The sequence below is a fragment of the Chryseobacterium sp. CY350 genome (genome assembly GCF_027945075.1).
Classification (GTDB): Bacteria; Bacteroidota; Bacteroidia; order Flavobacteriales; family Weeksellaceae; genus Chryseobacterium.
In genome coordinates this window covers 702943-727901 of record NZ_CP116034.1, presented here as the reverse complement: position 1 = coordinate 727901, position 24959 = coordinate 702943, and the positions used below count along the sequence as shown (strand labels likewise).

The 24959-nt window shown below is 34.8% G+C and carries 21 protein-coding genes and 1 tRNA gene; 2 read left to right on the top strand and 20 right to left on the bottom strand.

The window, feature by feature from the left end; translation table 11 throughout:
• Positions 1-2: 2 nt before the first annotated feature.
• The 9 genes from hisC to PGH12_RS03235 all read right to left on the bottom strand — a co-directional run bounded on the left by hisC (position 3) and on the right by PGH12_RS03235 (position 8922).
• On the bottom strand, positions 3-1028 hold the full coding sequence (gene hisC / locus PGH12_RS03275; protein WP_267599062.1) for a histidinol-phosphate transaminase: 1026 nt from the start codon (positions 1026-1028) through the stop codon (positions 3-5).
• 1 nt (position 1029) lies between these two features.
• Entirely contained in the window at positions 1030-2307 is a 1278-nt protein-coding gene (gene hisD / locus PGH12_RS03270) for a histidinol dehydrogenase (RefSeq protein ID WP_267599061.1), read from the bottom strand.
• Between the two features lies 1 nt (position 2308).
• Positions 2309-3166 carry an ATP phosphoribosyltransferase gene (hisG, locus tag PGH12_RS03265; protein WP_267599060.1) on the bottom strand — a complete coding sequence of 286 codons (858 nt, stop codon included), beginning with the start codon at positions 3164-3166 and terminating at the stop codon, positions 2309-2311.
• Positions 3167-3410: 244 nt separating this feature from the next.
• The gene (locus PGH12_RS03260) at positions 3411-4508 is read right to left on the bottom strand and encodes a glycosyltransferase family 4 protein (protein ID WP_267599059.1); all 1098 of its coding nucleotides are present in this window, start codon (positions 4506-4508) and stop codon (positions 3411-3413) included.
• Entirely contained in the window at positions 4505-5281 is a 777-nt protein-coding gene (locus PGH12_RS03255; RefSeq protein ID WP_267599058.1) for a polysaccharide deacetylase family protein, read from the bottom strand. The genes PGH12_RS03260 and PGH12_RS03255 overlap by 4 nt, the downstream gene beginning before the upstream one ends.
• A gap of 2 nt (positions 5282-5283) precedes the next feature.
• The gene (locus tag PGH12_RS03250) at positions 5284-6213 is read right to left on the bottom strand and encodes a glycosyltransferase family 2 protein (RefSeq protein ID WP_267599057.1); all 930 of its coding nucleotides are present in this window, start codon (positions 6211-6213) and stop codon (positions 5284-5286) included.
• 10 nt (positions 6214-6223) lie between these two features.
• Positions 6224-7390: a glycosyltransferase family 87 protein gene (locus PGH12_RS03245; RefSeq protein WP_267599055.1), complete on the bottom strand. Its 1167-nt coding sequence runs from the start codon at positions 7388-7390 to the stop codon at positions 6224-6226.
• Between the two features lie 26 nt (positions 7391-7416).
• Positions 7417-8229: a 2,3,4,5-tetrahydropyridine-2,6-dicarboxylate N-succinyltransferase gene (locus PGH12_RS03240; RefSeq protein WP_267599054.1), complete on the bottom strand. Its 813-nt coding sequence runs from the start codon at positions 8227-8229 to the stop codon at positions 7417-7419.
• A 123-nt stretch (positions 8230-8352) separates the two neighbouring features.
• The gene (locus PGH12_RS03235) at positions 8353-8922 is read right to left on the bottom strand and encodes a C40 family peptidase (RefSeq protein ID WP_267599053.1); all 570 of its coding nucleotides are present in this window, start codon (positions 8920-8922) and stop codon (positions 8353-8355) included.
• Positions 8923-9073: 151 nt separating this feature from the next.
• Between PGH12_RS03235 and PGH12_RS03230 the strand changes: the two genes are divergently transcribed.
• Positions 9074-9724: a hypothetical protein gene (locus PGH12_RS03230; protein ID WP_267599050.1), complete on the top strand. Its 651-nt coding sequence runs from the start codon at positions 9074-9076 to the stop codon at positions 9722-9724.
• Between the two features lie 59 nt (positions 9725-9783).
• Here the strand turns inward: PGH12_RS03230 and PGH12_RS03225 are convergent, their stop codons facing one another.
• The 10 genes from PGH12_RS03225 to amaB all read right to left on the bottom strand — a co-directional run bounded on the left by PGH12_RS03225 (position 9784) and on the right by amaB (position 20762).
• Complete coding sequence (locus tag PGH12_RS03225; protein ID WP_267599049.1) at positions 9784-10155, bottom strand: hypothetical protein; 372 nt, start codon at positions 10153-10155, stop codon at positions 9784-9786.
• A gap of 34 nt (positions 10156-10189) precedes the next feature.
• Positions 10190-10263 (bottom strand) — tRNA-Ala (locus PGH12_RS03220).
• Positions 10264-10461: 198 nt separating this feature from the next.
• Positions 10462-11877, bottom strand: a complete 1416-nt coding sequence (locus tag PGH12_RS03215; protein WP_267599048.1) for an efflux transporter outer membrane subunit — start codon at positions 11875-11877, stop codon at positions 10462-10464.
• A 21-nt stretch (positions 11878-11898) separates the two neighbouring features.
• Complete coding sequence (locus tag PGH12_RS03210; protein ID WP_267599047.1) at positions 11899-15045, bottom strand: efflux RND transporter permease subunit; 3147 nt, start codon at positions 15043-15045, stop codon at positions 11899-11901.
• On the bottom strand, positions 15045-16229 hold the full coding sequence (locus tag PGH12_RS03205; protein WP_267599046.1) for an efflux RND transporter periplasmic adaptor subunit: 1185 nt from the start codon (positions 16227-16229) through the stop codon (positions 15045-15047). The genes PGH12_RS03210 and PGH12_RS03205 overlap by 1 nt, the downstream gene beginning before the upstream one ends.
• Before the next feature lies 1 nt (position 16230).
• Entirely contained in the window at positions 16231-16695 is a 465-nt protein-coding gene (locus PGH12_RS03200) for a P-loop NTPase family protein (RefSeq protein WP_267599044.1), read from the bottom strand.
• Positions 16696-16819: 124 nt separating this feature from the next.
• Positions 16820-17299, bottom strand: coding sequence for a GNAT family N-acetyltransferase (locus PGH12_RS03195; RefSeq protein WP_267599043.1), 480 nt, complete (start codon positions 17297-17299; stop codon positions 16820-16822).
• Between the two features lie 188 nt (positions 17300-17487).
• Positions 17488-17718, bottom strand: coding sequence for a DUF2007 domain-containing protein (locus PGH12_RS03190; RefSeq protein ID WP_267599042.1), 231 nt, complete (start codon positions 17716-17718; stop codon positions 17488-17490).
• Positions 17719-17781: 63 nt separating this feature from the next.
• Entirely contained in the window at positions 17782-19107 is a 1326-nt protein-coding gene (gene lat / locus PGH12_RS03185; protein WP_267599041.1) for an L-lysine 6-transaminase, read from the bottom strand.
• A 104-nt stretch (positions 19108-19211) separates the two neighbouring features.
• The gene (amaB, locus tag PGH12_RS03180) at positions 19212-20762 is read right to left on the bottom strand and encodes an L-piperidine-6-carboxylate dehydrogenase (RefSeq protein ID WP_267599039.1); all 1551 of its coding nucleotides are present in this window, start codon (positions 20760-20762) and stop codon (positions 19212-19214) included.
• Between the two features lie 129 nt (positions 20763-20891).
• Between amaB and PGH12_RS03175 the strand changes: the two genes are divergently transcribed.
• Positions 20892-21086: a hypothetical protein gene (locus PGH12_RS03175; protein WP_267599038.1), complete on the top strand. Its 195-nt coding sequence runs from the start codon at positions 20892-20894 to the stop codon at positions 21084-21086.
• Between the two features lie 441 nt (positions 21087-21527).
• Here the strand turns inward: PGH12_RS03175 and PGH12_RS03165 are convergent, their stop codons facing one another.
• Complete coding sequence (locus PGH12_RS03165; RefSeq protein WP_267599037.1) at positions 21528-24863, bottom strand: cytochrome c biogenesis protein; 3336 nt, start codon at positions 24861-24863, stop codon at positions 21528-21530.
• Positions 24864-24959: the final 96 nt, after the last annotated feature.

Genomic DNA, 24959 nt, shown 5'->3' with positions numbered 1-24959 from the left:
CATCAAATATTTTTTAAAACATTAATTAATATGTTATTTTCTTCTTTATTTCCAACATTTATTCTGATACAGTTTGGAATTTGAGGAAATCTTTTACTGGTTAAAATTTCGTTTTCCAACAATTTTTGATAAACAGTTTCTACATTTTTAAATTCAATAAGAAAGAAATTAGCATTGGTTGGGAAAACTTTTTCGATACATCTAATCATTTTAAATTCTTCTTTTAACCAAGATCTTTCTGCAATGATCTGTTCCAGATTATTCTGAAATTCACTTATATTTTCAAGACTTTCTGAAACTAAATTCAGGCTTAAAGAATTGACATTATAAGGAGCTTTAACAGTATAAATTAATTGAGTTATTTCTTCAGAAGAATAAGCAATTCCTACTCTTGCTCCCGCCATTCCCCAAGCTTTTGAAAAGGTCTGAAGGACAATCAAATTCGGATATTTTTCTAACAATTCAATCGCTGATCTTCCATCCGAAAATTCAATATAAGCTTCATCTACCACTACAATTCCACTAAAATTTTTGATATAAAACTCAATATCTTCAATTGAATTTCCGGTAGGATTATTGGGTGAGCATAAAAAGAAAATTTTAGGTTGATTTTCTTCTATTATATTTAAAAAATCTTCTTTCTGAATTTCAAAATTTGCGTCTAGCTGAAGTTTTAAAACTAAATTTTCGTTGATTGCTGCGTAAAAACCGTACATCGCAAACGAAGGATTCATCATTAATATGGAATCTTTTTTTGGTTCACAGAAGATTTTGATGATCAGATCAATCAATTCATCACTTCCGTTTCCAATTGAAATCTGACTTGGTGAAATGCTTTTAAGTTGAGAAATTTGATTTCTAATTTTTTTATGAGTAGAATCCGGATAACGATTGAATTCACCGAACGGACTTTCATTAGCATCCATTAGAATAGGACTTTCAAACTCGTTTTGATCCCTGAAACTGATATAAGGCTGAAGTTCTAAAATATTCTTTCGAACAAACCTGTTAATATTTATTATTGTCATTTTACTTTTTTAATCTGATTGAAACTGCGTTTTTGTGGGCAAATAAACCTTCCGCTTCTGCCATTATTTCGATGGTTTTACCTAAATTTTGAAGTCCGTTTTTTGATAAATTCTGGAAAGTAATTTTCTTCACAAAACTATCTAGAGAAACACCACTGTAGTTTTTAGCAAAACCATTCGTAGGTAATGTGTGATTGGTTCCGCTTGCATAATCTCCTGCGCTTTCACATGAATAATTTCCCAGAAAAACCGAACCTGCATTTTTGATTAAAGGGATATAATTCTCAAAATTTTCAATAGCAAGAATTAAATGTTCAGGAGCATATAAATTACTGAATTCCAATGCTTCTTCAATAGTTTCAACTAAAATAAAATGGCTATTATTTAAAGATTGCTGTGCAAATTCATTTCTTTGAAGATTTTTAATCTGCTTTTCAACTTCTTCAATAGTTTCATCTAAAATCTCTCGATCTGTCGAGACAAAAATCACCTGACTGTCACTTCCGTGTTCCGCCTGTGAAAGAAGATCAGCAGCACAAAACTCAGGAACTGCATTTTCATCTGCGATAATTAAAACTTCACTTGGTCCTGCAGGCATATCAATGGCAATACCAAAATTCTGAGTCAGTTCTTTTGCTGCAACAACAAACTGATTTCCGGGACCAAAAATTTTATAAACATTAGGAATCGTTTCTGTACCGAAAGTCATTGCTGCAATTGCCTGAGCTCCACCGATTTTGAAGATTTTAGTGATTCCACAAAGCTTTGCTGTATAGAGAATTGCAGGATTTATTTCTCCGTTTTTATCTGGTGGTGTGCAAAGAATAATTTCCTTACAACCGGCCAATTGTGCAGGAATTGCAAGCATCAGAACCGTTGAAAATAATGGGGCTGTTCCTCCAGGAATATAAATTCCCACTTTTTCGATGGCTCGGTTTTCTCTCCAGCAAATTACCCCTTTTGTTGTTTCAATTTTCTGAATTTCAATCTTTTGAGAATTGTGAAACTTTGTAATATTTTCTTTTGCCTGTTGAATAGCATCTTTTAACCCTACTGATATTAATTGAGCTGAATTATCTATTTCATTTTTTGAGAGGGAAAGATTTTCTATTTCAACTGAATCAAATTTTTTATTAAAATCAAACAATGCCTTATCACCAAATTTTTGTACTTCGTTGAAAATTTCTGCAACAATCTCGGAAACTTCTTCTCTTTTGAGAACCGGACGTTTTATCAGTTCGTTCCAGTTATTTTTACTGGGAAATTCATATCTGTTCATCTTAAATAACCATTTTATCAATTGGAATTATTAAAATATCCTGGGCTCCGTTTTCTCTCAACTCATCAATGACATCCCAAAAGCGTTCTTCATCAATGACTGAGTGAATGCTGCTCCAGCCTTCTTCTGCCAAAGGAATCACTGTTGGACTTTTCAAAACCGGAAGTACATTTGAAATGTCAGCGATTTTATCGTTAGGAACATTCATCAGAATATATTTTGAGTTTTTAGCTTTTAAAACAGCCTTGATCCTGAATAGCAGTTTATCAAGAACATTCTCCTTTTCTGCACTTAGCTGAACAGTTTTCGCTAAAACAGCTTCGGATTTCAGAATAGTAAGCGTTTCTCTTAAACCATTTTTAAATAAAGTGCTTCCGGAACTTACAATATCACAGATTCCGTCTGCCAAACCAATGTTGGGAGCAATTTCTACAGAACCGGAAATCACGTGAATATCAGCTTCAATGTGGTTTTGCTTTAAAAATTCTTTTAGTGTGTTTGGATAAGAAGTGGCGATCTTTTTTCCTTGGAAATACTGAAGATCGTCGGTTTCCACATCTTTTGGGACCGCTAAAGAGACGCGGCATTTTGAAAATCCTAACTGATGAACAACGGTGATTTCTTTATTTTTTTCAGCCAGAAGATTTTCTCCTACGATCGCGATATCCACGACTCCATCTTCCAGATATTGAGGAATATCCGAATTTCTGAGATACATAATCTCCATTGGGAAATTTTCCACAGAAACTTTTAACTGGTCTTTCCCATTGTTTACAGAAATTCCGCAATCTTTGAGAAGCTGCAGAGATTCTTCGTACAGACGGCCGCTTTTTTGGATTGCAATTTTTAATTTACTCATTTTCACTTTTCTTGTGTCTGAGTAAATAAAAAGGAATTATTGGGATTCTGAAGAGAATTCAGGAAACAAAAAAACCGTCTATAGACTCAGACGGTTTAAATTATTAATATATTTTTTAACACAAATATCAATCAATTCCGTCTTAGCAGAGATGATGATAATGATGTACTGTTAAAAAATTGGGTTTCATTGTTGAATATTTATGGTACAAATGTAGAACTTATTTTTATTTAACCAAGAATTTTTAGAGAATTTTTTGATAGAGATTCATCATTTCATTGGCAATTGGCTCATCGTTAAACTTCTGAACAAAATCGAAACCCTTATCAGCACGACGTTTTCTCTCAGATTCGTTTTCCCAGAGAAATTTTATTTTTGCCTGAATATCTAAATAATTCTCTGGATATATGTAAACAGAATCTTTTCCGCCAGCTTCCGGAAGGCAACTTATATTGCTGGTAATAACGACGGTTTTTGAAAATAATGCTTCAATAATCGGAATCCCAAAACCTTCAAAAAAGCTCGGATACACAAAAATATCGGCTGACTTATAAATCACAGCGAGCTCATCCATCGAAACGCCTTCCAAAAAATAAATTTGTTTTTCTAACTTATTTTTTTTGATGTACTGCTCTATTTTGGAAAAATATTTTGTTTTTCTACCAACAACGACCAGAGGAATTTCAGATTTGTCAATTGCTTTTACAATGTTTAAAAGATTTTTTCTTTCTTCAATTGTTCCGACATTTAAAATAAATCTTTCAGGAAGCTTGAATTTTTGTTTCGTTTTTTGAATGAATTCTTCAGACTGATTTTTTTTAAAAGCCTGATGACAGCCTTGATAAATAACTTCAATTTTATCTTCCGGAATTTTTAAATATTGAATTATATCTCGTTTTGTCTGCTCCGAAATTGCAATGATTTTATCGGCCATTTCAGCCGATTTTTTAAACTTCCAAAAGTGGATTTTTCTGTCAAAAAAAGAATAATATTGTGGATACCTCATGAAAATAAGATCATGAATCGTCACAACCTTTTTGATTGGGGTTTTATCCCATTTTAAAGGCAGTTCACCGGAAAGTCCATGAAAAATATCTGCATTTTGTTTTTGGGCGTCTTTACCCATTTTAAGCTGTCGCGAGAATTTTCCTTTTGATGTTGCAATAAAATGAACATTAGAATTTTCTACAATAATATTTCCTCTTTCAGATTTGTTTTTATTTAAGAGAAGGTATTGATTTTCAGGGAAATATTCGGAAAGTATTCTTACCAGATCTCTGGAATAATTTCCCAAACCCGAAGTGTTGTGAAAGAAACGTTTTGCGTCGTAAGCTATCATCATGATTCTATCTGCTTTTGAAATTCCTGAAAAGTTCCGAATTTGTAATTTTTATTTTTTAACCAACCAACGAAATTATCAAATCTTTCAACCATTTCATTTCCAGACTTTTTAACGGTAAATCCTGGAAGTTTAAACTCTGGATTTCTAATTTCAGCAAATTCCCATGGATGAAAATAAATGTTGAGATAATTGTCTTTTTTTAAAGTATCTGATGCTATTTTTTTATAAAAACTTAGTGGGAAATTATGAAAACTCAGCCAAAATAAAGGTATTCTAAAATTGGGTGAAACCGAAGCCGGAATTTGAGTGACACTTTCTTCTTTAAAATAAGTTCGTGACACTTTTAAATTGTTATATCTGCCGGGAAGAAAAGTTGGATTTATAGAAGAATTATATAAATATCCTGCCTTTTCAACTTCTTTTTTATCGACAGGCATCATTCTTGGCATTCTCAATCCTGTAACCTTTGTTGAAAATAATTGCTGTAATTTTTCTCTGGATTCCTTTAAATGTTTGACTTCAAATTCGGAATGAAACCACGTGTGAGAAGCCAATTCATGACCTTCATTTAGTAATCTTTCGATAAGCGATTTACTATTTTCAGCGAATACTACTGTTGAAAAAAAAGTAGCTTTAACGTTGTGTTTTTGAAGAATATTTAAAATTCTTTCAAGACCGATCTGAGAAATTGAGATTTGATCTTCGAAGGAAATTTCCCCTTGATATTCGAATGGCATATCAAATTCTTCGATGTCAAAACTTAATAATACCATTTTTAAAAGTTTTTATTTTTAATAATATAATTGGGTCTCGCTTTCACTTGTTTGAAAATTTTACCTAAATAAATCCCAATAATTCCTAAGATAATCAACTGTAAACCACCAAAGAAAACGATGGTCATAATCAATGATGCCCAACCTGAAATTTCTGTTTTTGTAACAAAAGAATGAATGACATAAGCTGCATAACCAATTACCGAAAAACCTGAGAATAAGAATCCTAAATAGGCTGCAATGTATAAGGGTTTTACACTAAATGCTGTGATTCCAGTAAATGCAAAAGTGATCATTTTTTTTAAATTATAACTACTTTCTCCTGAAATCCGTTCAGATGCTGTGAACTCTAATGCAATTTGTTTGAAACCCATCCAGCTTGTCAACCCGCGAAGAAATAAATCATCTTCGTTGAATTTTCTCATGACTTCGACAACATTTGCATCCATCAGCCTGAAATCTGAACCGCCGCCTTTTGTAAGATTTACATCAGATAACCCGGATAAAATTCTGTAAAAAAAATCTGAAGTTTTTCTCTTAAACCAGGAAATTTCTTTAGGATATTTTCTTACTGTTAATACCACATCATACCCATCTTCCCATTTCTGAATCATCTTTGGAATAAGTTCTGGTGGATGCTGAAGGTCGCCGTCCATTGAAATAACAGCATTTCCTAAAGCACTGTCCATTCCGGCTTTTACGGCAGGTTGATGCCCGAAATTTCTGGAAAATTCTATGTATTTAACTTCATTAAATTTTTCAGATAAAAGCTGCAAATGTTGCTGAGTATTGTCTCTGCTTCCGTCGTTTACAAAAATAATTTCAAAATCATAATTCTGCAATTCAGAAAAAACTTCTTTGATTTTTTCATGAATCAATGCAACATTTCCTTCTTCATTGTAGGCAGGAATTACGATAGATATTTTTTTCATATGCAGCGAGTTATTGCAGACTGTAATCTTTTTCAAAATCTCTTGTCATCAGTTCATAAATTACCCTGAACCAAACGATAATGCAAGGTACCGCTTTTAAGGAATATTTTACGATATAATTGACTTTGATGGACTTTGGAAATAAATCTGAGGGTGAAAAACAAGTAAGAATAATTACGAAAACTAACATCGCAATGACAAGCGGAGACCTTTTTTTCTGTAGAAAAAACCAGATCATTACTCCCGCAACTGCAATAATATACGTCGGAGATTCTGAGCCTGAACTGAATAAAACCAAGAAAAGTAAGGTAGAAGCTAAAATCATCAACTGAAAAGCATAATTTTTATACTGTTTGATTCTGATATATGGCAACGCAAATAATGGTAAACCGAAAGCTAAAAAAGCAAGATTAGAAATAGAAGCATCGCCTAAAATTCTTCTTACAAAACCCATTAAAGAAATGTCCTGATAACTGTTTAAACTTTGATTTTGTCCGTTTTTTTCTGCCAACGAAACTGACCAGTCTTTGTAGCTTTGAATTACAAATTCCGGACTGGAATAGATCATCGGAAATACGAAAAACAGTAACGCAATCACAATTCCGGCAATGATAAATTTAGTTTTATTTTTAATGAAGAAAAACTGCGATAAACCTACAACTCCATAGATTTTTACAAAAACTCCAACCATGAGTGCGGCTGCAGATTTTACTTCTTTCTTTTCATAAATATAAGTTGCTGACAACATCAACAATCCGACAAGAGCAATGTTAAACTGTAAACTTAAAGCTGCTGTAATGAATTCCTGTAAACATAACAATGCGAATAGCGCTTTTTTACCATCCGAAAACGGAAGTTTATGAATGGCATAAATAAAGATGAAAGTATTGGCAACATTCCAGAGTGAAATCCCCAACCAATCGGGCATTAAGGCAAATGGAGCAATCAAGGCACTAAAGAAAATACCATAATGATTAGAATCCTGAAAATGCTCAGGATATTGCAAATACAGATTTTTCTCAAGAATTGTGTTGAAATAAGTATACTTAAAAATCAAATAATTGTTGATCGCATTACCTCTAAAATACTTTGAGATAGCCGTAACAATTGCTATAATAAGATAAACCCCAAATATATACTTGGGGTTTAAGATCAGCTTTAAAAATTTTTCTTTCAAGGTTTTTAGTTTTAGGTTAAATATGATTAAACCGCAACATTATTTTCTCTCAAAGCGTCATTCAGAGACGTTTTTTTATCTGTAGATTCTTTTCTTGTACCAATAATCAAAGCACATGGAACCTGATATTCTCCCGCAGGATATTGTCTTGTATAACTTCCCGGAATCACAACCGAACGCGCAGGAACTCTTCCTTTAATTTCGATTGGTTCAGGACCTGTAACATCAATAATTTTAGTAGAACCCGTCAAAACCACATTTGCTCCTAAAACCGCTTCTTTTTCAACGTGAACTCCTTCTACAACGATACATCTCGAACCGATAAAACAGTCGTCTTCAATAATAACCGGCGCAGCCTGAAGTGGTTCTAAAACACCACCAATACCAACACCACCACTTAAATGAACGTTTTTACCGATTTGAGCGCAACTTCCAACAGTCGCCCAGGTATCAACCATCGTTCCTGAATCAACATATGCTCCGATATTAACATAAGAAGGCATCAAAATAACTCCGGAAGCAATAAAGGCACCTTCTCTTGCAACAGCATGAGGTACAACTCTCACCCCTTTGTCAGCATAATTTCTTTTCAAAGGCATTTTATCGTGAAACTCAAACGGACCAACTTCAATAGTTTCCATTGTCTGAATCGGGAAATACATTACTACAGCCTTTTTTACCCATTCATTTACCTGCCATCCGTTTTCTGTAGGTTCAGCAACACGAAGTTTTCCTGAATCTAACAGAGAAATAACTTCTCTAATAGCAGTTTTGCTGTCTTCGTTTTGTAATAAATCTCTATTATCCCAAATGTTTTCGATAGTTTGTTGTAACGACATGTCTTAAGTTTATTTCAGTTTAAATATGTCGCCAAAGATACGAAAAAGTTGCGCAAAACCCTTTTAAAGTTATGATTAGCGAAATCATTTAATTGTAAAAATGAGCCAAATTTTGAATCTGATCTATAATACTCTTTGGGCGTGCAAATAAGCCTTATTCCAGTATTTTTCATTGAGCGACGAAATGATAACGCCCTTAGACGTAGAAGCATGAATAAATTTTATCTCGCCATTATTTTCTATTTTATGTACGATGCCGACGTGAGAAACTTTGCTTCCACCGGCCGTTGCAAAAAATAGCAGATCACCGGGTTTTACTTCTTCTACATCAATATTTTTACCTGTATTTGCCTGATCTGCTGATCTTCTTGGTAGCTTTAAACCATTGTCGTCGAAAACTTTAGATGTTAGCCCGGAGCAGTCAAAACCTGAAGATGAATTTCCAGCAAACTTGTATGGCGATCCTAAAAATTTTTCAGCATCTTTTAAAATATCTTTTACAGAACCAGAAATTTTGCCGTCGAATTTCGAATCTAGTTTTCTTAAATTTTCAGCCTTTGCAATTATTTTGCCAGATGAAGATTTTGATTTTGTAACATTTTTAGAACTTCCGCATGATATAATTATTGTCGAAAGTAACAAAACTGTAATGAATCTAGTTGCCTTTTTATAATGTACTTTATCAAAATCCATAATTCGGTGACTTAGGGTTTAAATTTCTGATAACAAAAATAATAAATTATTTTTAATTATGCTAGAACTATACTACAACTATATGATAACTATATGTTAAAACTATAGAATTTAATTTTTATTAGTATATTTGAAATTCAATTATGGATCAATGGCTACATATGAAAGTTTAATAAAACTGAAAGGATCGTTAGGCGATTTGGTATTTTATAATCTAAATGGTAAGAACGTTGTTAGGAAAAAAAGTGGATTTAACAAAAACTCATTTAAAAAAAGTGCGTCGTATGAAAAAGTACGGCAGAACAGTTCTGAATTTGGTCATTGCTCAAAAATTGGAAAAACGATAAGACAGTGTCTGGATTTTTATATCAAAAAATCTGAAGATCCCCTACTCTACCAGAAATTTGCGAAAGTGATGACAGAAATTAAAGATCTAGATATAGTTTCCGAAAAAGGGAAAAGATCTGTAAAAAAAGGATTAGAAACAGAATTGGGATATCAGCTGTTAAAGAAATTCCAGTTTGGAATTATAGAAAATTTGGAAAATATTGCACCAGTTTCTATAGGTTTGTGGGATAAGAGCTTAGTTTTAGACAAAAATACTGCCTGTGATGAAATGGTTGTAGAAACTTTATCTGTTGATTTTGAAAGCTATACATCTAAGAATTTCCAACAGATAATTAATATACATAATCAGTCGAATGAATATCTTTTTGAAAAGCATTTTTCAGACGAAGAATTGCTGCTTCATTTTGTAGTTCTAAAAAATGAAGGAAAAATTGTTAAGATGGGATTTGTTTAAAGATCATAAAAAAACCTGTAAATTTTCTTTACAGGTTTTCTATTTTTAAAGCTGAAAAATTATTTATTCTTCTCACCAGTCCATGCACCGCTTCTTGTGGGCGTTGGTACAGCATTAGTCCAGTTTCCGTTTGCTTTTTTCTCCAGATCTAGAGTTCCCACAAACTGCCCGTCCTGTGGCAATCCTAATTCTGCTGTTAATTGACCTGAGGCATCCAAATGACCGGAGATATTATAGTTCTCATTGTTGGTGTCAGAATGCATTGTTCCTGTAACGTTACCATCGTTCGCTACTACAAAATTCCACACTCCTTTATCACTTCCTGTGTAAGTTCCAGACCATGTTCCTATGTAATCATAGATTGTTTCGTCATCAGCTGTACATCCGATTAATAAAAAAGTAGTCACTAAAAGTAAAAAAAGTTTCTTCATAGCTTTTAATATGGTTTGATAAAGTTTTCTTTTGTGGAGAATACGGGAGTCGAACCCGTTACCTCTACACTGCCAGTGTAGCGCTCTAGCCAAATGAGCTAATTCCCCTTTTGCCTTGTTTTTCTCACGAAGCGGTACAAAAGTAAGTAAATAAACCATATTTGCAAATGTTTTGTTAAATTTTATTTAAGATTATGATTAAATAAATACAGCATTATCACGTATTGAACTATATTTAAGAAAAAACAAAAAAAACGTATGCCGGACATCAGCATACGTTTTCAGAATAGAATTTATATTAATAATTTATTTCCAGCCGCCGCCTAAAGCTTTGTACAAATCTACTGCAGCTTTCATTTTACTGTATTGTGCATTAGAAATATTCAGCTCTGCATTCAGTGAATTTACGCTGGCATTCAAGACTTCTAGATAATTTGCCATCCCGTAGTTTACCAATTCCTGTGAGTATTCGACCGAGTTTTTATAAGCATTGAGTTCTTTCATTTTTAAATCAATAAAAGAATCCTGAACAGAAAACACTCTAATTGCATCAGAAACTTCTTTTCCTGCCGTAAGAACGGTTTTTCTAAAGTTTAAATAAGCCGTTTCTTTATTAGCAAGAGTCACTTCGTAATTGGTTCTTATCTGTCTTTTATTTAAAATTGGCTGTACCAAACCACCTACTATACTTGCAAAAAGTGAATTTACACTAAACAAATGGTCAATATCCACAGACTGTAAACCGCCACTTCCCGTTAATCGTAAAGTCGGATAAAACTGAGCTTTTGCAGAATTTGTAAGCTCAAATGCATTCATTAAATTAAATTCTGCCTGCATCACATCCGGACGGTTTGCCAATAAGTTAGCAGGATATCCCAGTGCAAAATTGGCAGGAAGCGTCTGATTTTCTAAAGTTGACCTTTCAATTGCCTTTGAAGGCTCGCCCATGAGAAAGCTCATCGTATTTTCTAACTGCTGAATTTGAGTATCGATGTCGATCAATAAAGACTCTGCGTTGTAAACTAATGCCGCACTTTGTTGCACCGCAACTTCTGTAAGCGTTCCGGCTACCTTTAAAGCTTTTGTAGTTTCAAGATTATTCTGTCTGATCTTTATTGTTTCCTGGATTATTCTTTTCTGGTCGTCTAGTGTCAAGAGTTGAAAATAGCTTGATGCAATTGATGACACAAGATCACTTTTCACTTCCTGATGCGCCGCTACATTTCCTAAATATGTTGCCAGTTGAGCTTTTTCCTGAGCCTTTAGTTTTCCCCAAATATCGGCTTCCCAGGTAACAGATCCGGTTATGTCAAACTGATTGACATAGCGTCTCTCACCAATGATCTGTCCGAATTGCGTATTCAATGACTGAGTCTGGAATGTATAACCCGGACCCACAGAAAGTGTCGGCTGATAGGCGGCTTTGCTTTGGCGCAAATATGCTTCAGCAGATATTATGTTTTGTATTGCAATTCTAATATCTAAATTGTTTTCCAAAGCTTTTGCAATATGTTTCTGAAGAATAGGATCGGTAAATATCTCTTTCCACGAAACATTTGCTGTACTTGTACTATCCTTAGGAAGCATATCAGTTCGGAAGAGTTTTTCATCAACTACGGCAGCAGGTCTCTCATACTCCTTTCTTATGTTGCAAGAAGTAATAAGCATAGCTGTAAGCACAGAAAAAGCAGTTCCTTTTATAATTATTGATAAATTTTTCATTATTTAAATCTTAAAGATTTCTTATTCGGCTAAATTGATGTCTTCGTGCTTGATTGGTTTTATTTTTTCCTGTAAAGTCTGGAAAACCACGTACAAAACTGGAATAACAAATACTCCCAGGATGGTACCGATCAGTAAACCTATTGCTGCACCTGTTGCAATTGATCTGTTTCCGACAGCGCCAATTCCGCTGGCTAAAACCAAAGGTAAAAGACCAAATATAAATGCAAGTGATGTCATCAAAATAGGTCTTAATCTTGCTTTTGCGGCATTAATAGCAGATTCTACAATCGTCTCGCCATGATGTCTACGCTGAACTGCGAATTCGATAATCAAAATTGCATTTTTGGCAAGTAATCCTACAAGCATGATCAATGCAATCTGGAAATAGATATTATTTTCCAGACCCATTATTTTCTGTCCGAAATAAGCACCCATAACTCCTAAAGGTAGGGAGATGACAACCACAAAAGGCAGTATATAACTTTCATACTGTGCAGAAAGAATAAAATACACGAAAACCAAGCTGAGTCCGAAGATCAATAAAGTCTGAGATCCTGCACTTAATTCTTCTCTTGTAAGACCGGTGAATTCTACATCATAGTTTTGATCAAGGGTTTGTTTAGCAACTTCCTGTACTGCTGTAATTGCGTCACCTGAACTGAAACCTGCCTTATTTGCGCCTGTAATCTTTACAGAAGTAAACAAATTGTAACGACCTACAGATTGCGGACCATAAGTTTTGGTGAGCGTAACAAACTGTGAAATTGGAGACATCTCACCAGAATTGGTCTTAATATAATATTGATTAAGATTTTCTGCATTTTCCCTGTCCTGAGGAAGAGCCTGTATCATTACTCTAAACTGCTTTCCATATTTGGTGAAGTCAGCACCATAAACTCCTCCTATGTAGCCCTGCATTGTAGACAAAATATCGTTGACTGAAACTCCTTTTTGTTTTGCGAGAGGAACATTGATTTCCATCATGTACTGTGGATATTTGGTATTGAATGAAGTCTGAGCAAATTCAATTTCTGGTCTCTGCATTAAGTTTCCGATAAATTCATTTGTTTTAGCATCCAATTCAGCAAAATCTCCTCCGGATTTATCCAAAAGTACCATCTCAAAACCAGCACTGTTACCGAATCCCGGTACACTTGGCGGCTGGAAGAATACTACTTTTGCATCAGGAACTTTCCCTGCCAAACCAAATAATCTCTTAGTGATTTCATCAGATGAAAGACCATCACCGTTTCTGTCATCAAATGGTTTTAATTTTATAAATGCCAAACCATTATTACTACCGTTACCGGAAAGTAAACCTCTCCCTGTAGAAATGGTAACATTCTGTATTCCTGGAATTTGCATTGCATTCTTCTGTAAAGTTTTAAGAACATTGTAGGTTCTTTCCATCGATGCTCCCGGAGGAAGCTGTACGTCGGTAAATATGATTCCTCTGTCTTCTGTAGGTACGAAACCTTTTTTCATGCTTCCGTTTGCCCAATAAATAATTCCGCAAGTAAGCACGAGAATGAGTAAAGTTACCCACTTGTGTTTAATTAAGAAATTAAAGCCTCTTCCGTAACGGTCTGTAGCAGTTTTAAAACCAATGTTAAATTTATAGAAAAACTTCTGAATGAAATTTTTAGACTTATAATCTTCGTGGTGATCTTCGTGAGGTTTTAAGAATAATGAACATAAAACCGGGCTCAGTGTCAATGCGTTTACTGCTGAAATAATAATTGCAATAATCAAAGTAATACCAAACTGCTGATAAAAAACACCAGTTGGGCCAGTAATAAATGTTACCGGAATAAATACCGCCGCCATTACCAAAGTAATCGAAATGATCGCTCCAGTAATTTCATCCATTGCTTCCACTGTTGCTTTCTTGGCATTCGAAACACCGTTTTCCATTTTAGCGTGTACTGCTTCTACGACGACAATCGCGTCATCTACTACAATACCAATGGCTAATACTAATGCGAAAAGCGTTAAAAGGTTTAATGAATATCCAAATAAATTTAGGAAGAAAAAGGTTCCCACGATAGATACAGGAACTGCAATTGCAGGAATTAATGTCGATCTGAAATCCTGTAAGAAAATATACACTACAATAAACACTAAGATAAATGCTTCAATTAAAGTATGAATTACTTTCTCAATAGAGGCATCCAAAAACTCGTTGGTATCAAAGTTAAAAGTATATTTTACACCTTCAGGGTAAGAGCTTTCATTGTCTTTAAGCTGTTTTTTGATGTTTTCGATAATCTCCTGTGCATTTGATCCCGGAGTCTGAAAAACTCCCATACTAATTGACGGATTATCACCATTCTCACCAACACCGCTATAAGATAAACCTCCTAATTCGACTTTCGCTACATCTTTAAGCATCAAATTCTGTCCGTCAGGAAGAGATTTAATGATAATATCATCGTACTGTTCTTTTTCACTGAATTTACCAACATATTTGATGATATACTCAAAAGAACTTCCGCTGTTTTGTCCTAAAGAACCTGCTGCAGCTTCTCTACTCTGTTCGTTAATTGCTGTTGTAACTTCGTTTGGAGTTATACCATAAGCTGCCAGTTTTGCAGGATCCAGCCAGATTCTCATTGAATAGTTTTTTCCACCAAAAACATTGGCCTCACCTACTCCGTTGATCCTCTGAAGATCTGGGATAACGTTGATATTCAAAAAGTTCTGAAGGTAAACATCATCAATATTTTTATTTTCAGAATAAAAAGACAAATACATCAATGCACTGGTCTGCTGTTTTTGTGTAACAACACCGGCTCTTGTAACTTCACTTGGAAGTAACGGGGAGGCTCTGGCAACACGGTTTTGCACGTTAACGGCAGCAATATCTGCATCAACGCCTTGTTTAAAAAATACCTGAATCTGAGCCGAACCATCGTTTCCAGCGGATGAAGTAATATAATCCATACCTTCAACTCCATTGATCTGCTCTTCTAAAGGTACAACAACACTTTTCATTACCGTTTCTGCGTTGGCTCCAGTATAATTTGCTCGTACACTTACTGTTGCAGGAGCAATGTCGGGATATTGTGTAACGGGAAGTGCCGTAAGACCCAGAACCCCCAGGATAACGATCAGTATGGAGATTACCGTTGATAAAACCGGTCTGTTAATAAAGTTCTTTATCATTAGAATTTGGGTTTTACTGATTGTACAAGACTGTCCATGCTTATTTTTTTAGGTTTTACCGCAGTTCCGGATTTTATCGTTCCTGTTCCGGCAGCAATAATTACATCGCCTTTTTTCACACCAGATTTTAGTAAAGCTAAATTGTCTATTCTTTCAATTACTTCCACAACGGCATTTTTGGCAGTATCTTTTTCAACTTTATACACATAAACAATACCCTGCTGCTCATAAGTTGCACTTTCGGGAACCACTAGAACATTATCATAAGATTTTGGAAATCTGATACTTCCGCTATTTCCGTTGCTCAAAAGTTTCTGAGCATTTTTAAATGAAGCTCTGAATTGAATAGTACCTGTCGTAGGATCGATAGAACCTGTAATGGCTTCTATTCTTCCTTTTTCAGGATAAATACTTCCATTTGCAAGTTGTAATTCAACCATTGGGAGGTTTTTTATTTTTTCCGGAACCGTAGATCCAACAGATTTTTCCAGAAAATCAAAATATTCTTTTTCGTTCATTGAGAAATAAGCGAAAACTTCAGAAGTGTCGGAGATTGTTGTTAACGCCATCTGATCTGTCGGTCCCACCAAACTACCAACTTTTAAAGGTAACTTTCCGATCACACCAGATATTGGCGCACGAATAATGGAGTAATCAACGTTCGCTGCCGCTCCTTTATAATTTGCATTTGCCTGTTGTCTTGCAGCAATCGCCTGCTGAACTTGCGCCTGAGCCTGCGAAAGATTCGCCTGAGCCGTCTGAAGCTGAATGTTACTGATGATATTTTTTGCAACCAAAGGTTTAAGCTTATTTACTTCAACCTGAGCTGCGTTTACTGCTGCCTGAGCCGCTGCAATATTCGACTGCGCTGCACCTACGCCTGCTTTCGCTGCTGCTGCGGTTTCATTTAAAGTATTGGTTTCCAAACGGAACAACGGTTGCCCTTTCGAAACATATTGACCTTCATCTACCAAAACCTGTGTAATGTAGCCGGATATTTTTGCCCTTACGTCATTATTTACCCTTCCTTCGATGCTCGCCGGAAAAATATCGTATCCTGTTATATTTTTATTCTCTACCGCTATTACAGGAAAAGTTTTTGGGCCTTCCTGTTTCGGAGCTTCTTTTTTGCAGGCAGTGAGAGAAAATGCTGCTACAGAAAATAGTATAAGCTTGTTTGTCATTTTATAGTTTATTTAGTGATTCCTGAATATTTACGATATTTTTATTTAAAAGAGATTTGTAGACTTCCATTTTTTCGTCATAGTCTATATCGTGGGTTTGTTTGAGTTTTCTGAATTTCCGAAGATCTTCTATCAGTTTAAGCTCATCCTGCATTTTTTGCACTATTTTTTCGAACCTTACTTTTTTGTACTCGCTGTTGGTATAAAAATACCTTCTTCTCTCATCTATTTTGTTTACATCAATAATAAGCTGAGCATTGAGCAATAATTTAATGTTTGTAGAAACCGAACTTTTGCTCGCTGCAAAAACCTCTACAAATTCATCAAAAGTAATTCCTACCTTTTCAAAATCGAAAATAAGATAGGAATAGATTTTAGACGCTAACGGAGGCAGATTAAACATGGTGCTGCAAAATTTTACTGAATCCTGAAAAATTCTTTCATCAATTTGTATACTTTTATTCATAGAAAAGTAATTTTGCACAAAAGTAAAACTTAGTTCGGAACTAAACGAACAAAGCTAATAGAGTTTATGAATATATAGTTTCTTAAAGAATCAATCAGACAACAATTTAACTTTTGACTATCATTTAAATCAACACTTTTTCAAAGGCTTTTCTTATGCCACCCGCCAGAAAAACTTCACCACAATAAGTGTACCCTTTGTGATCTAAAATTTTTAACATCGCGAGATTGTCGTAATTCGTGTCAACCTTTATACTCTGAACATTTTGTGATTTTACAAAATCTTCAATTACATCAAAAAGTTTTTTCACCATTCCTTTGCCTGCAAATTTTTCTGAAACCGCAACTCTATGAATTACAGCAAATTCACCAGTAGTAAGCCACGCACCGTCGATGGTACTGTAAGCTGGTTCGTCATTGAATATAAGAGCAACATATACCGCTATCTCACCATTCACAGTCAATACAAATCCGAAATTTCTAGAAATATCATTTTCAATTGTTTGCTCATTCGGGTAGCCATTTTGCCATTGTGCGCTTCCGTCAATTCTTCTCCTTTCGATTGACTGCATAATAATTTCCCAGATAATATCTTTATCTGACATTTGAGCTGGTCTAAATTTAATTGCATTTTCTTGAGTCATGAGAAATTAAATTGTGTTTATTGATGATAAATTTTAATTAATATAATTATATCGCTGGTTTTGATTGAATTCCAGCAAAAAAAACCGAAAACTAATATAATTAATTTTCGGTTCCGAAGTAGTAAAATTTAAAATTATGAAATTGATTTTTATTGATTCTGATTTTGTTGAATGTAAGCATCAATTACTTCAAATGCCTTCTTTTCATCCTGCAAATCTACCATAACCTTCAGCGATGTCGCGGTGGGCGTCGTAGTGAATGTAAGATAATTATTTTCAACTTCATTCGTAATTTGGGCTTCTTCTAATTTAGATTTGATCAATTGAATTTCTGACGGTTTATCGCTTTCAAAAACTGATACTCTCGTGTTACGTTCCATATATTATACATTTTGAGTATCTAAATATAGAACGTTTTTTTTAAAAATCCAAATTTTGAAATTTTAAATTTTATTAATATTGCTCTCAATTTTATCTAAAGCAATCTGAATTTCTTCTGCTGTAACGTTCAGATGTGGTCTGAAACGTATGGATTGATCGCCACATGAAAGTATGATTAATCCGTCATCAAAAAGAATTTCGCGAAGATTATTTCTGTGTTCCTGCGTCGGCAAATCGATAGCACACATTAAACCTCTTCCTCTTGCATTTGAGATTTTTTCGGGATATTTTTGTGCTAAAATTTTCAGTCCATCTAAAAGATAATCACCTACAACTCTTGCATTTTCAACCAAATTTTCTTTCTCAATAACTTCCATTACCAGTTGGAAACGTAGCATATCAATAAAGTTTCCTCCGAAAGTAGAATTGATTCTTGAGCTTTCTCTAAAAACATTATTCGGAACTTCATCAAATTTTTCTCTGTTTGCCAAAACCCCGCAGACCTGCGTTTTTTTACCAAAAGCTATAATATCCGGTCTTACGCTGAAATGTTCAAAAGACCACATTTTTCCTGTAATACCTATTCCGGTCTGCACTTCATCAAAAATCAAAAGTATCTCGTGCTCATCGCAGAGTTGTCTCAATTCTACAAAAAACTCGTCTCTAAAGTGGTTGTCACCGCCTTCTGCCTGAATTGGTTCGATGATGATGCACGCAACTTTATCAGGATTAGCTAAAATTGCTTCACCAATATTTAATAATGCTAATCTCTCATTGTTAATCGTCTCCTCAAGATTTTCTTCTGTAATAGGGAAATTCAATTTAGGATTTAAAATTCTTGGCCATTCAAACATCGGGAAATACTGATATTTTCTGGGATCAGAAGTGTTCGTTAAACTTAAAGTATATCCGCTTCGTCCATGAAAAGCCTGTCTGAAATGAATGCAGATTCCTGCTTCAATATCAAGACCTTTATCAAAATTCTTTCTTGTTTTCCAATCAAAGCAAGCTTTCATTGCATTCTCAACACCCATTGCTCCGCCTTCAATAAAAAATGCGTACTGAAGCTCTTCTGGCATTACTACTCTTTCAAAAGTTTCCAGAAAGTCTGCATACTCTTTGGAATATACATCTGCCAAGGTTGGCTTGTTGATCGCCATTTTACCGAGCCATTCTGATCTTTCAACAAGATACGGATGATTGTAACCAATTGAAGCTGAGCCAAACATTGAGAACATATCCAGATAATTTTTACCTGTAATGGAGTCATGAATCCAGGATCCGTGAGAGTTTTCAATATCCATCACGAAATCGAATCCGTCTGCCAAAACGTGTTTCCCAACGGTTTCTTTTACTTTATTTATTTTTGTTTCTATTGTATGTTCCATATAGTTGTGTGAATTGAAAATATTTTTATTAAAAGATTAAAGAATTAAAAATTATATAACGCTAATCATTAAATCTTTATCTTTTAATGATTTAAACTAAAACTTTATAAATCGAATTTAATTCCCTGAGCCAGCGGTAGATTTGCAGTGTAATTAATTGTATTGGTCTGTCTTCTCATGTAATATTTCCAGACATCCGAACCAGATTCTCTACCACCACCTGTCTCTTTTTCACCTCCGAAAGCTCCACCGATTTCAGCACCGGAAGTTCCAATGTTAACGTTGGCAATTCCACAATCTGAACCAGCCTGAGAAAGAAACAATTCAGCTTCTCTCAAATTCTGTGTCATGATAGCAGATGATAATCCTTGCGGAACATCATTCTGAATTTCGATGGCTTCTTCTAAAGTTTTGTATTTAATTAAATATAAAATCGGAGCAAAAGTCTCGTGTTGTACAATCTGGAAAGAATTTTCAACTTCAGCGATACAAGGTTTTACATAACAGCCGGACTCATAATTCTTACCTTTCAAAACACCACCTTCTACAACAAATTGACCGCCTTCCTGAATACAGTTTTCAATGGCCATTTCATATTGATTTACTGCTTGTACGTCGATCAGTGGTCCCACATGCATATTTTCATCTAAAGGATTCCCGATTTTCAACTGCCCGTAAGCTTTTACCAAACGATTTTTCACTTCTTCATAGACATCTTCGTGAATGATCAGTCTTCTTGTCGATGTACATCTCTGTCCTGCTGTTCCTACCGCGCCAAAAACAGCACCGATAATTGACATATCCAGATCTGCATCTTTCGAAATGATAATTGCATTGTTTCCGCCAAGCTCAAGTATAGATTTCCCGAATCTTTCAGCTACTTTAGAGGAAACCATTCTTCCTACTTTTGTAGAACCGGTGAAAGAAATCAACGATATTCTTTTGTCATCAACTAATTTTTGCCCTATTTCGTGATCTGCAACCAAAACACTTGAAATACCTTCCGGAAGATTATTTTCTTTTAAAACCTCCATCATAATATTCTGGCAGGCAATAGCACAGAAAGGCGTTTTTTCTGACGGTTTCCAGATGGTAACGTTTCCGCAAATCCAAGCTAAAGCAGTATTCCATGCCCATACAGCAACAGGAAAGTTGAAAGCGGTAATCACACCAACAACTCCAAGTGGATGATATTGCTCGTACATTCTATGTCCCGGTCTTTCAGAATGCATTGTGTAACCATGAAGCTGTCTCGAAAGTCCGACTGCGAAATCACAGATATCAATCATTTCCTGAACTTCACCAAGACCTTCCTGCAAAGATTTTCCCATTTCATAAGAAACAAGTTTCCCCAAATCGTCTTTATATTCTCTTAATTTCTGACCCAGCTGTCTTACAAACTCTCCTCTTTTGGGAGCAGGTATCATTCTAAATTCTTTGAAAGCCTGCTGTGCAGTTTCTATTACTTTGTCATAATCTTTTTCCGATGATGTTTTTATGATTCCGATCAGTTTTCCATCTGAGGGCGAATAACTTTCGATGTTTTTCCCGGAAGCAAAAAATTTACCTCCTGTAGAAGTTCCTTTATTTTCAGCTTTTATCCCGAGGTTTTTTAAAGATTTTTCTATTCCGAAATCTTTGATTTTTTTTGACATAAATGTTACTTTTCGTTTTGTCTAAAGATAAAAATAATTCTGAGAATGATGAAACTTTATTGATTTTAACCTATTTTTATTTGGAATGATTATAAACATCTTTATATTTGTATGATAAATCTTTCTAGAATGGAAACCAATAAATCTGTAAAAGAGCCCACGGAAGAGAAAAATTCCCGATGGAAAAGGATGCTGAAGAAATTTGGTGTTGCAGGAATTATTTTCTTTACAGTAAAAGGTATTATCACGTCAACTTTGATCTATTTTTTAGGCAAAAATTTCTGGACAATCATTAGTGGTTATTTCTCAGGTATTTTTCAATAAAAAAGCAAAGATTTCTCTTTGCTCTTATGACGTTCTTTCTTTATTCTTTTTTCTTCCTTCCAGAATCCATTAAACTTTTACTGAGTAGATATTCAATTTTTCCGTTTACAATTCTGAACTCATCGTTAGCCCATTTTTCTACTAATTTATAAGTATCTTCATCAATCCTGACTACAAAAGATTTTTTATTTTTTTGCTGCGTTATCTGAAGAGCTTTTTGAATTTAATGATTTCATTTTCTGCAGATTTAGAAACTAATTATTTTAACGTAAATTTTGCAAATGGTTTTTACTACTACTAGCTTTTAATTTCGCAAATTCATTTTTACTTAAATGCTTTTTTTAAAATTTTAGGCAATGATTATTTAACAACCGAATATCTTACAATAAAAAAACTCCCGAAAAAATTAATTTCGGGAGTTTAAATTTATAAAATGTTATTTTATTTTTTCTTTAAAGCAACAAATCTAAAGTAAGAAATCACTGCTAATGTTAGCATCGTTGCCAATCCTATATAAACCCAAGCAGGAATGGGAACAGGATCACCGGCTGCATAAGAGTGAAGACCGCTTAAGTAATAATTGACCCCAAAATAAGTCATCACCATCGAACAGAATGCAAACATCGTTGCGACGTGAAATGCCCATCTGCTTCTCAATCCCGGAACCAATCTCATGTGTAATACAAAAGCATAAACCATGATTGAAATAAACGCCCATGTTTCTTTTGGATCCCAGCTCCAGTATCTTCCCCAAGATTCATTCGCCCAAATTCCGCCTAAGAAATTTCCTACTGTGAGAGCAAAAAGTCCCATCGTTAAAGACATTTCAGAAACGATAGCCAGTTCTTTCAGCGTTGTATCGTTATGAATTTTAAAAGAATTCTTATCTGAAATGATATAAAATACCAGTGAAATTACTGCAATAACCATCGATAACCCGAAAAAGCCATAACTTGAGACGATGATCGCAACGTGCACAATTAACCAGTAAGACTTCAAAACAGGAACAAGCGGTGTGATTTGCGGATCAAGCGCTGAACCTCCATGAGCAAATCCCATCATGATGACAGCAACCATAAATCCTGCGGCAGGAATTAATGCATTAGACATATTCCCTTTACTCACATTTTGCGTACTATCTGCTGTCGCTTTTGGTTCTAGACCTGGTTTTCCAAAACCAAAGTAGAACATTAATCCTGCTGAAATTCCGATCCACGAAATAAATATTATGGCTTCATAACCGTTACTCCAAGGTGCATGTCCCGAAATATACCATCTTGCAATCAATCCTAAGAAATGAAAGAAATAACCTACAACTCCCAAATAAATAATGGTCTTAATAATTTTATTTAAAAGCTTTTTAGGTTTGAATAATTCCACAAAACCTAATATTAATAAGAGACCACCAATGATCGTGTAAAAAATCAAAAGTTTAAAATTGATATTCACTTCATTCATAAAAACTTCCACATCAACCTTAGTTTTTGATGGAACTACACTTTTTCCCCACTTTTGTTGATATGCCGAAAGTTTTGCTAATTCTGCATCTGCTTTGCTCCAGTTTCCTGATTTCTCCGCCTGCAGTGCTTCTGCAAAATAAGGTCCCATCACTTGTTGAGATTCAGTATCGGGTTCCATATTTTGGTCAAGCCAAGAATGCCAAGTGTGATTCGGGTCATTTTTTACAGGTACAATTCTCATGAACTGACCGCTGAAGAAACCATTAAAGATTTGTACTTTTTCGTTGATTTTAATGACCTGTTTGTCGTATTCAGTCTGCTCAGCAGGTTTTTTGCGGAAAGCAGTATTGTAATCTTCATCTAAAATGTAAGTCAGATTTCCGTTTGCATCTGCAGGGAAAAGGCTCATCAATGATGTGTAACCATCTTCATTGGCTTTAGTCTTCTCTAATAAAGCTTTTCCACCTTTTGCATCAACTTTAATTAGCGGAACCATCGTCCAACTCGGAGTGTCTGTATTTATGGATAAAAACCATTGGTTTGCAGTAAGATATTTTCCGTCAGTACCTCTGAAAGCGTCTTTTTGATAAAGTTTTCTTAAAACATCTAAAGCCTGCGTATTGATAGGAACAATTCTACCTTCTATATTCTGAACCAGAAGATATCCGAATTTATCTCCATGCTCTTTACTTATTTTATTTCTTGCAATGATTTCGTCAGGAGAAACCAATTTCATCTTCGATAAAGGTGCAGCTACTGAATTCTGTCGTATATTCTGATCTCCGGGACCTGCCTGAGGAGCCGCGTCGTGACTATGACCGTCGCCTTCCACATGTACGTGTTCTCTGCTTCCATCTGTTGTTCCGTGAGTTTCGATTTTCTGAGCATTTAAACCAAAACTTAGAAATAGAAGCAAAATTGCAGTCGCTCTTTTTTTATTAATGTCTTTAAGCATTTTGTTCAGTTTCCAGAAGTGAGTTCCTTTCCAGAAGAACATTACAAACATTCCTCCGAACAAAAAGGCATATCCGATATAAGAAATTAAAGTTCCCCAAAAATCATGATTTACAGATAATACGGTTCCCATTCTGTCGGGTGAAAAACTTGATTGGAAAAAACGGTAACCTTTATAATTCAAAACATTGTTCATATAAATTTTATAAGGTGTCTGCTTTCCTTCATCAATAATTTTCACATGGCTCTCATAAGCACTTGGTGATGAACTTCCAGGATAAGTTTCCATTACGAAATCATCTAATTTTATTGCAAAAGGCGTATTGTAAATTTTGGGACCAAAACCAACCATTATGTTTAATCCGTCGATTGTCACTTGCTTATACGCATTAGGGTTTCCTCTTTCTACTGAGAGCTCTACGATTTGTTTTGTTTTTGGACCCTGAAGCTCGATCGTCATTGCGTCGGGAACATTCTGATCTTTCTTTCTATCACCTTCAAATGACATCAATTTACCTTTTCTCAGACCTTCAGGCACCACAAGTTTTAGCTCATTAATTGTATATAAACTTCGCAATGCCAAAGGCTGGAACTGATCTTTCACAGTTTTTCCTGTTGCCTGAGTTGCCATTGTCATATAGTTAGCATCTACGGGAGTTTTAATTAAAATTTGTCCGTTTTCCTGTTTAAATTCTACCGCTCCGTCAATGGCTCTGTTAAATGTCACCAAAGTTCCGTTGATTGATTTTGTTTCGCCCGATTTGATGAAAATATTTTGTCTTCCGGTCTCAGCTGTAGAAACTAAATGAAGATATTCTGAACCGTTTGCATCAGCAACTAAACTGTCTTTTTTTCTCTGAACATAATCCAAAGTTTTCACTTTTACAGATTTCCCATGAAAATCGTAAGCAGCACCAAAATCTTTGTGCAAAGGCGACATGAGGTAAGGTACATCCTGATAATTCAAAACATCCCCCTTATCTTCGATCTGAATTTTAAAGAAATTCTTATCGGTCACAATCTCATTAGAAGTCTCGCCTTCTCTAATCACCATTTGCCCTTCAAAACTGATATATCTTGTAATGGCACCACCTGTAAAGATTAAAATAAAAGAAAGGTGAAATACCAAAACCGGCCATTTTTCTCTCTTCCAAAGTCTGTAACGGCTGATGTTTCCTATAAAATTGAGAATAAGAAGAACCATAATCAGTTCAAACCATTTAGCTTCATAAATTAAAGCTTTCGCTGTGGGCGTTCCATAGTCGTTTTCTAAAAATGTTGCGTACGCCATTGAGAAGGCATAAAATAGCAATAGAACAGCCATTGTTCTGGTCGAAATAAGAATATCCTGGATCTTCTTCATGATTTTTTTTATGTGACTTGCAAAAATAAGGATGATAAAACGAAAGGCAGAGAAAAAAAGCTGTTTTTTGTCATTCAAAGCATACGAAACTGTTAT

Bases quoted from the DNA above. Each gene is read 5' to 3' on its own strand.
- hisC (WP_267599062.1), bottom strand. From the start codon at position 1,028: ATGACAATAATAAATATTAACAGGTTTGTTCGAAAGAATATTTTAGAA.
- hisD (WP_267599061.1), bottom strand. From the start codon at position 2,307: ATGAACAGATATGAATTTCCCAGTAAAAATAACTGGAACGAACTGATA.
- hisG (WP_267599060.1), bottom strand. From the start codon at position 3,166: ATGAGTAAATTAAAAATTGCAATCCAAAAAAGCGGCCGTCTGTACGAA.
- PGH12_RS03260 (WP_267599059.1), bottom strand. From the start codon at position 4,508: ATGATGATAGCTTACGACGCAAAACGTTTCTTTCACAACACTTCGGGT.
- PGH12_RS03255 (WP_267599058.1), bottom strand. From the start codon at position 5,281: ATGGTATTATTAAGTTTTGACATCGAAGAATTTGATATGCCATTCGAA.
- PGH12_RS03250 (WP_267599057.1), bottom strand. From the start codon at position 6,213: ATGAAAAAAATATCTATCGTAATTCCTGCCTACAATGAAGAAGGAAAT.
- PGH12_RS03240 (WP_267599054.1), bottom strand. From the start codon at position 8,229: ATGTCGTTACAACAAACTATCGAAAACATTTGGGATAATAGAGATTTA.
- PGH12_RS03235 (WP_267599053.1), bottom strand. From the start codon at position 8,922: ATGGATTTTGATAAAGTACATTATAAAAAGGCAACTAGATTCATTACA.
- PGH12_RS03230 (WP_267599050.1), top strand. From the start codon at position 9,074: ATGGCTACATATGAAAGTTTAATAAAACTGAAAGGATCGTTAGGCGAT.
- PGH12_RS03225 (WP_267599049.1), bottom strand. From the start codon at position 10,155: ATGAAGAAACTTTTTTTACTTTTAGTGACTACTTTTTTATTAATCGGA.
- PGH12_RS03215 (WP_267599048.1), bottom strand. From the start codon at position 11,877: ATGAAAAATTTATCAATAATTATAAAAGGAACTGCTTTTTCTGTGCTT.
- PGH12_RS03210 (WP_267599047.1), bottom strand. From the start codon at position 15,045: ATGATAAAGAACTTTATTAACAGACCGGTTTTATCAACGGTAATCTCC.
- PGH12_RS03205 (WP_267599046.1), bottom strand. From the start codon at position 16,229: ATGACAAACAAGCTTATACTATTTTCTGTAGCAGCATTTTCTCTCACT.
- PGH12_RS03200 (WP_267599044.1), bottom strand. From the start codon at position 16,695: ATGAATAAAAGTATACAAATTGATGAAAGAATTTTTCAGGATTCAGTA.
- PGH12_RS03195 (WP_267599043.1), bottom strand. From the start codon at position 17,299: ATGTCAGATAAAGATATTATCTGGGAAATTATTATGCAGTCAATCGAA.
- PGH12_RS03190 (WP_267599042.1), bottom strand. From the start codon at position 17,718: ATGGAACGTAACACGAGAGTATCAGTTTTTGAAAGCGATAAACCGTCA.
- lat (WP_267599041.1), bottom strand. From the start codon at position 19,107: ATGGAACATACAATAGAAACAAAAATAAATAAAGTAAAAGAAACCGTT.
- amaB (WP_267599039.1), bottom strand. From the start codon at position 20,762: ATGTCAAAAAAAATCAAAGATTTCGGAATAGAAAAATCTTTAAAAAAC.
- PGH12_RS03175 (WP_267599038.1), top strand. From the start codon at position 20,892: ATGGAAACCAATAAATCTGTAAAAGAGCCCACGGAAGAGAAAAATTCC.
- PGH12_RS03165 (WP_267599037.1), bottom strand. From the start codon at position 24,863: ATGAAGAAGATCCAGGATATTCTTATTTCGACCAGAACAATGGCTGTT.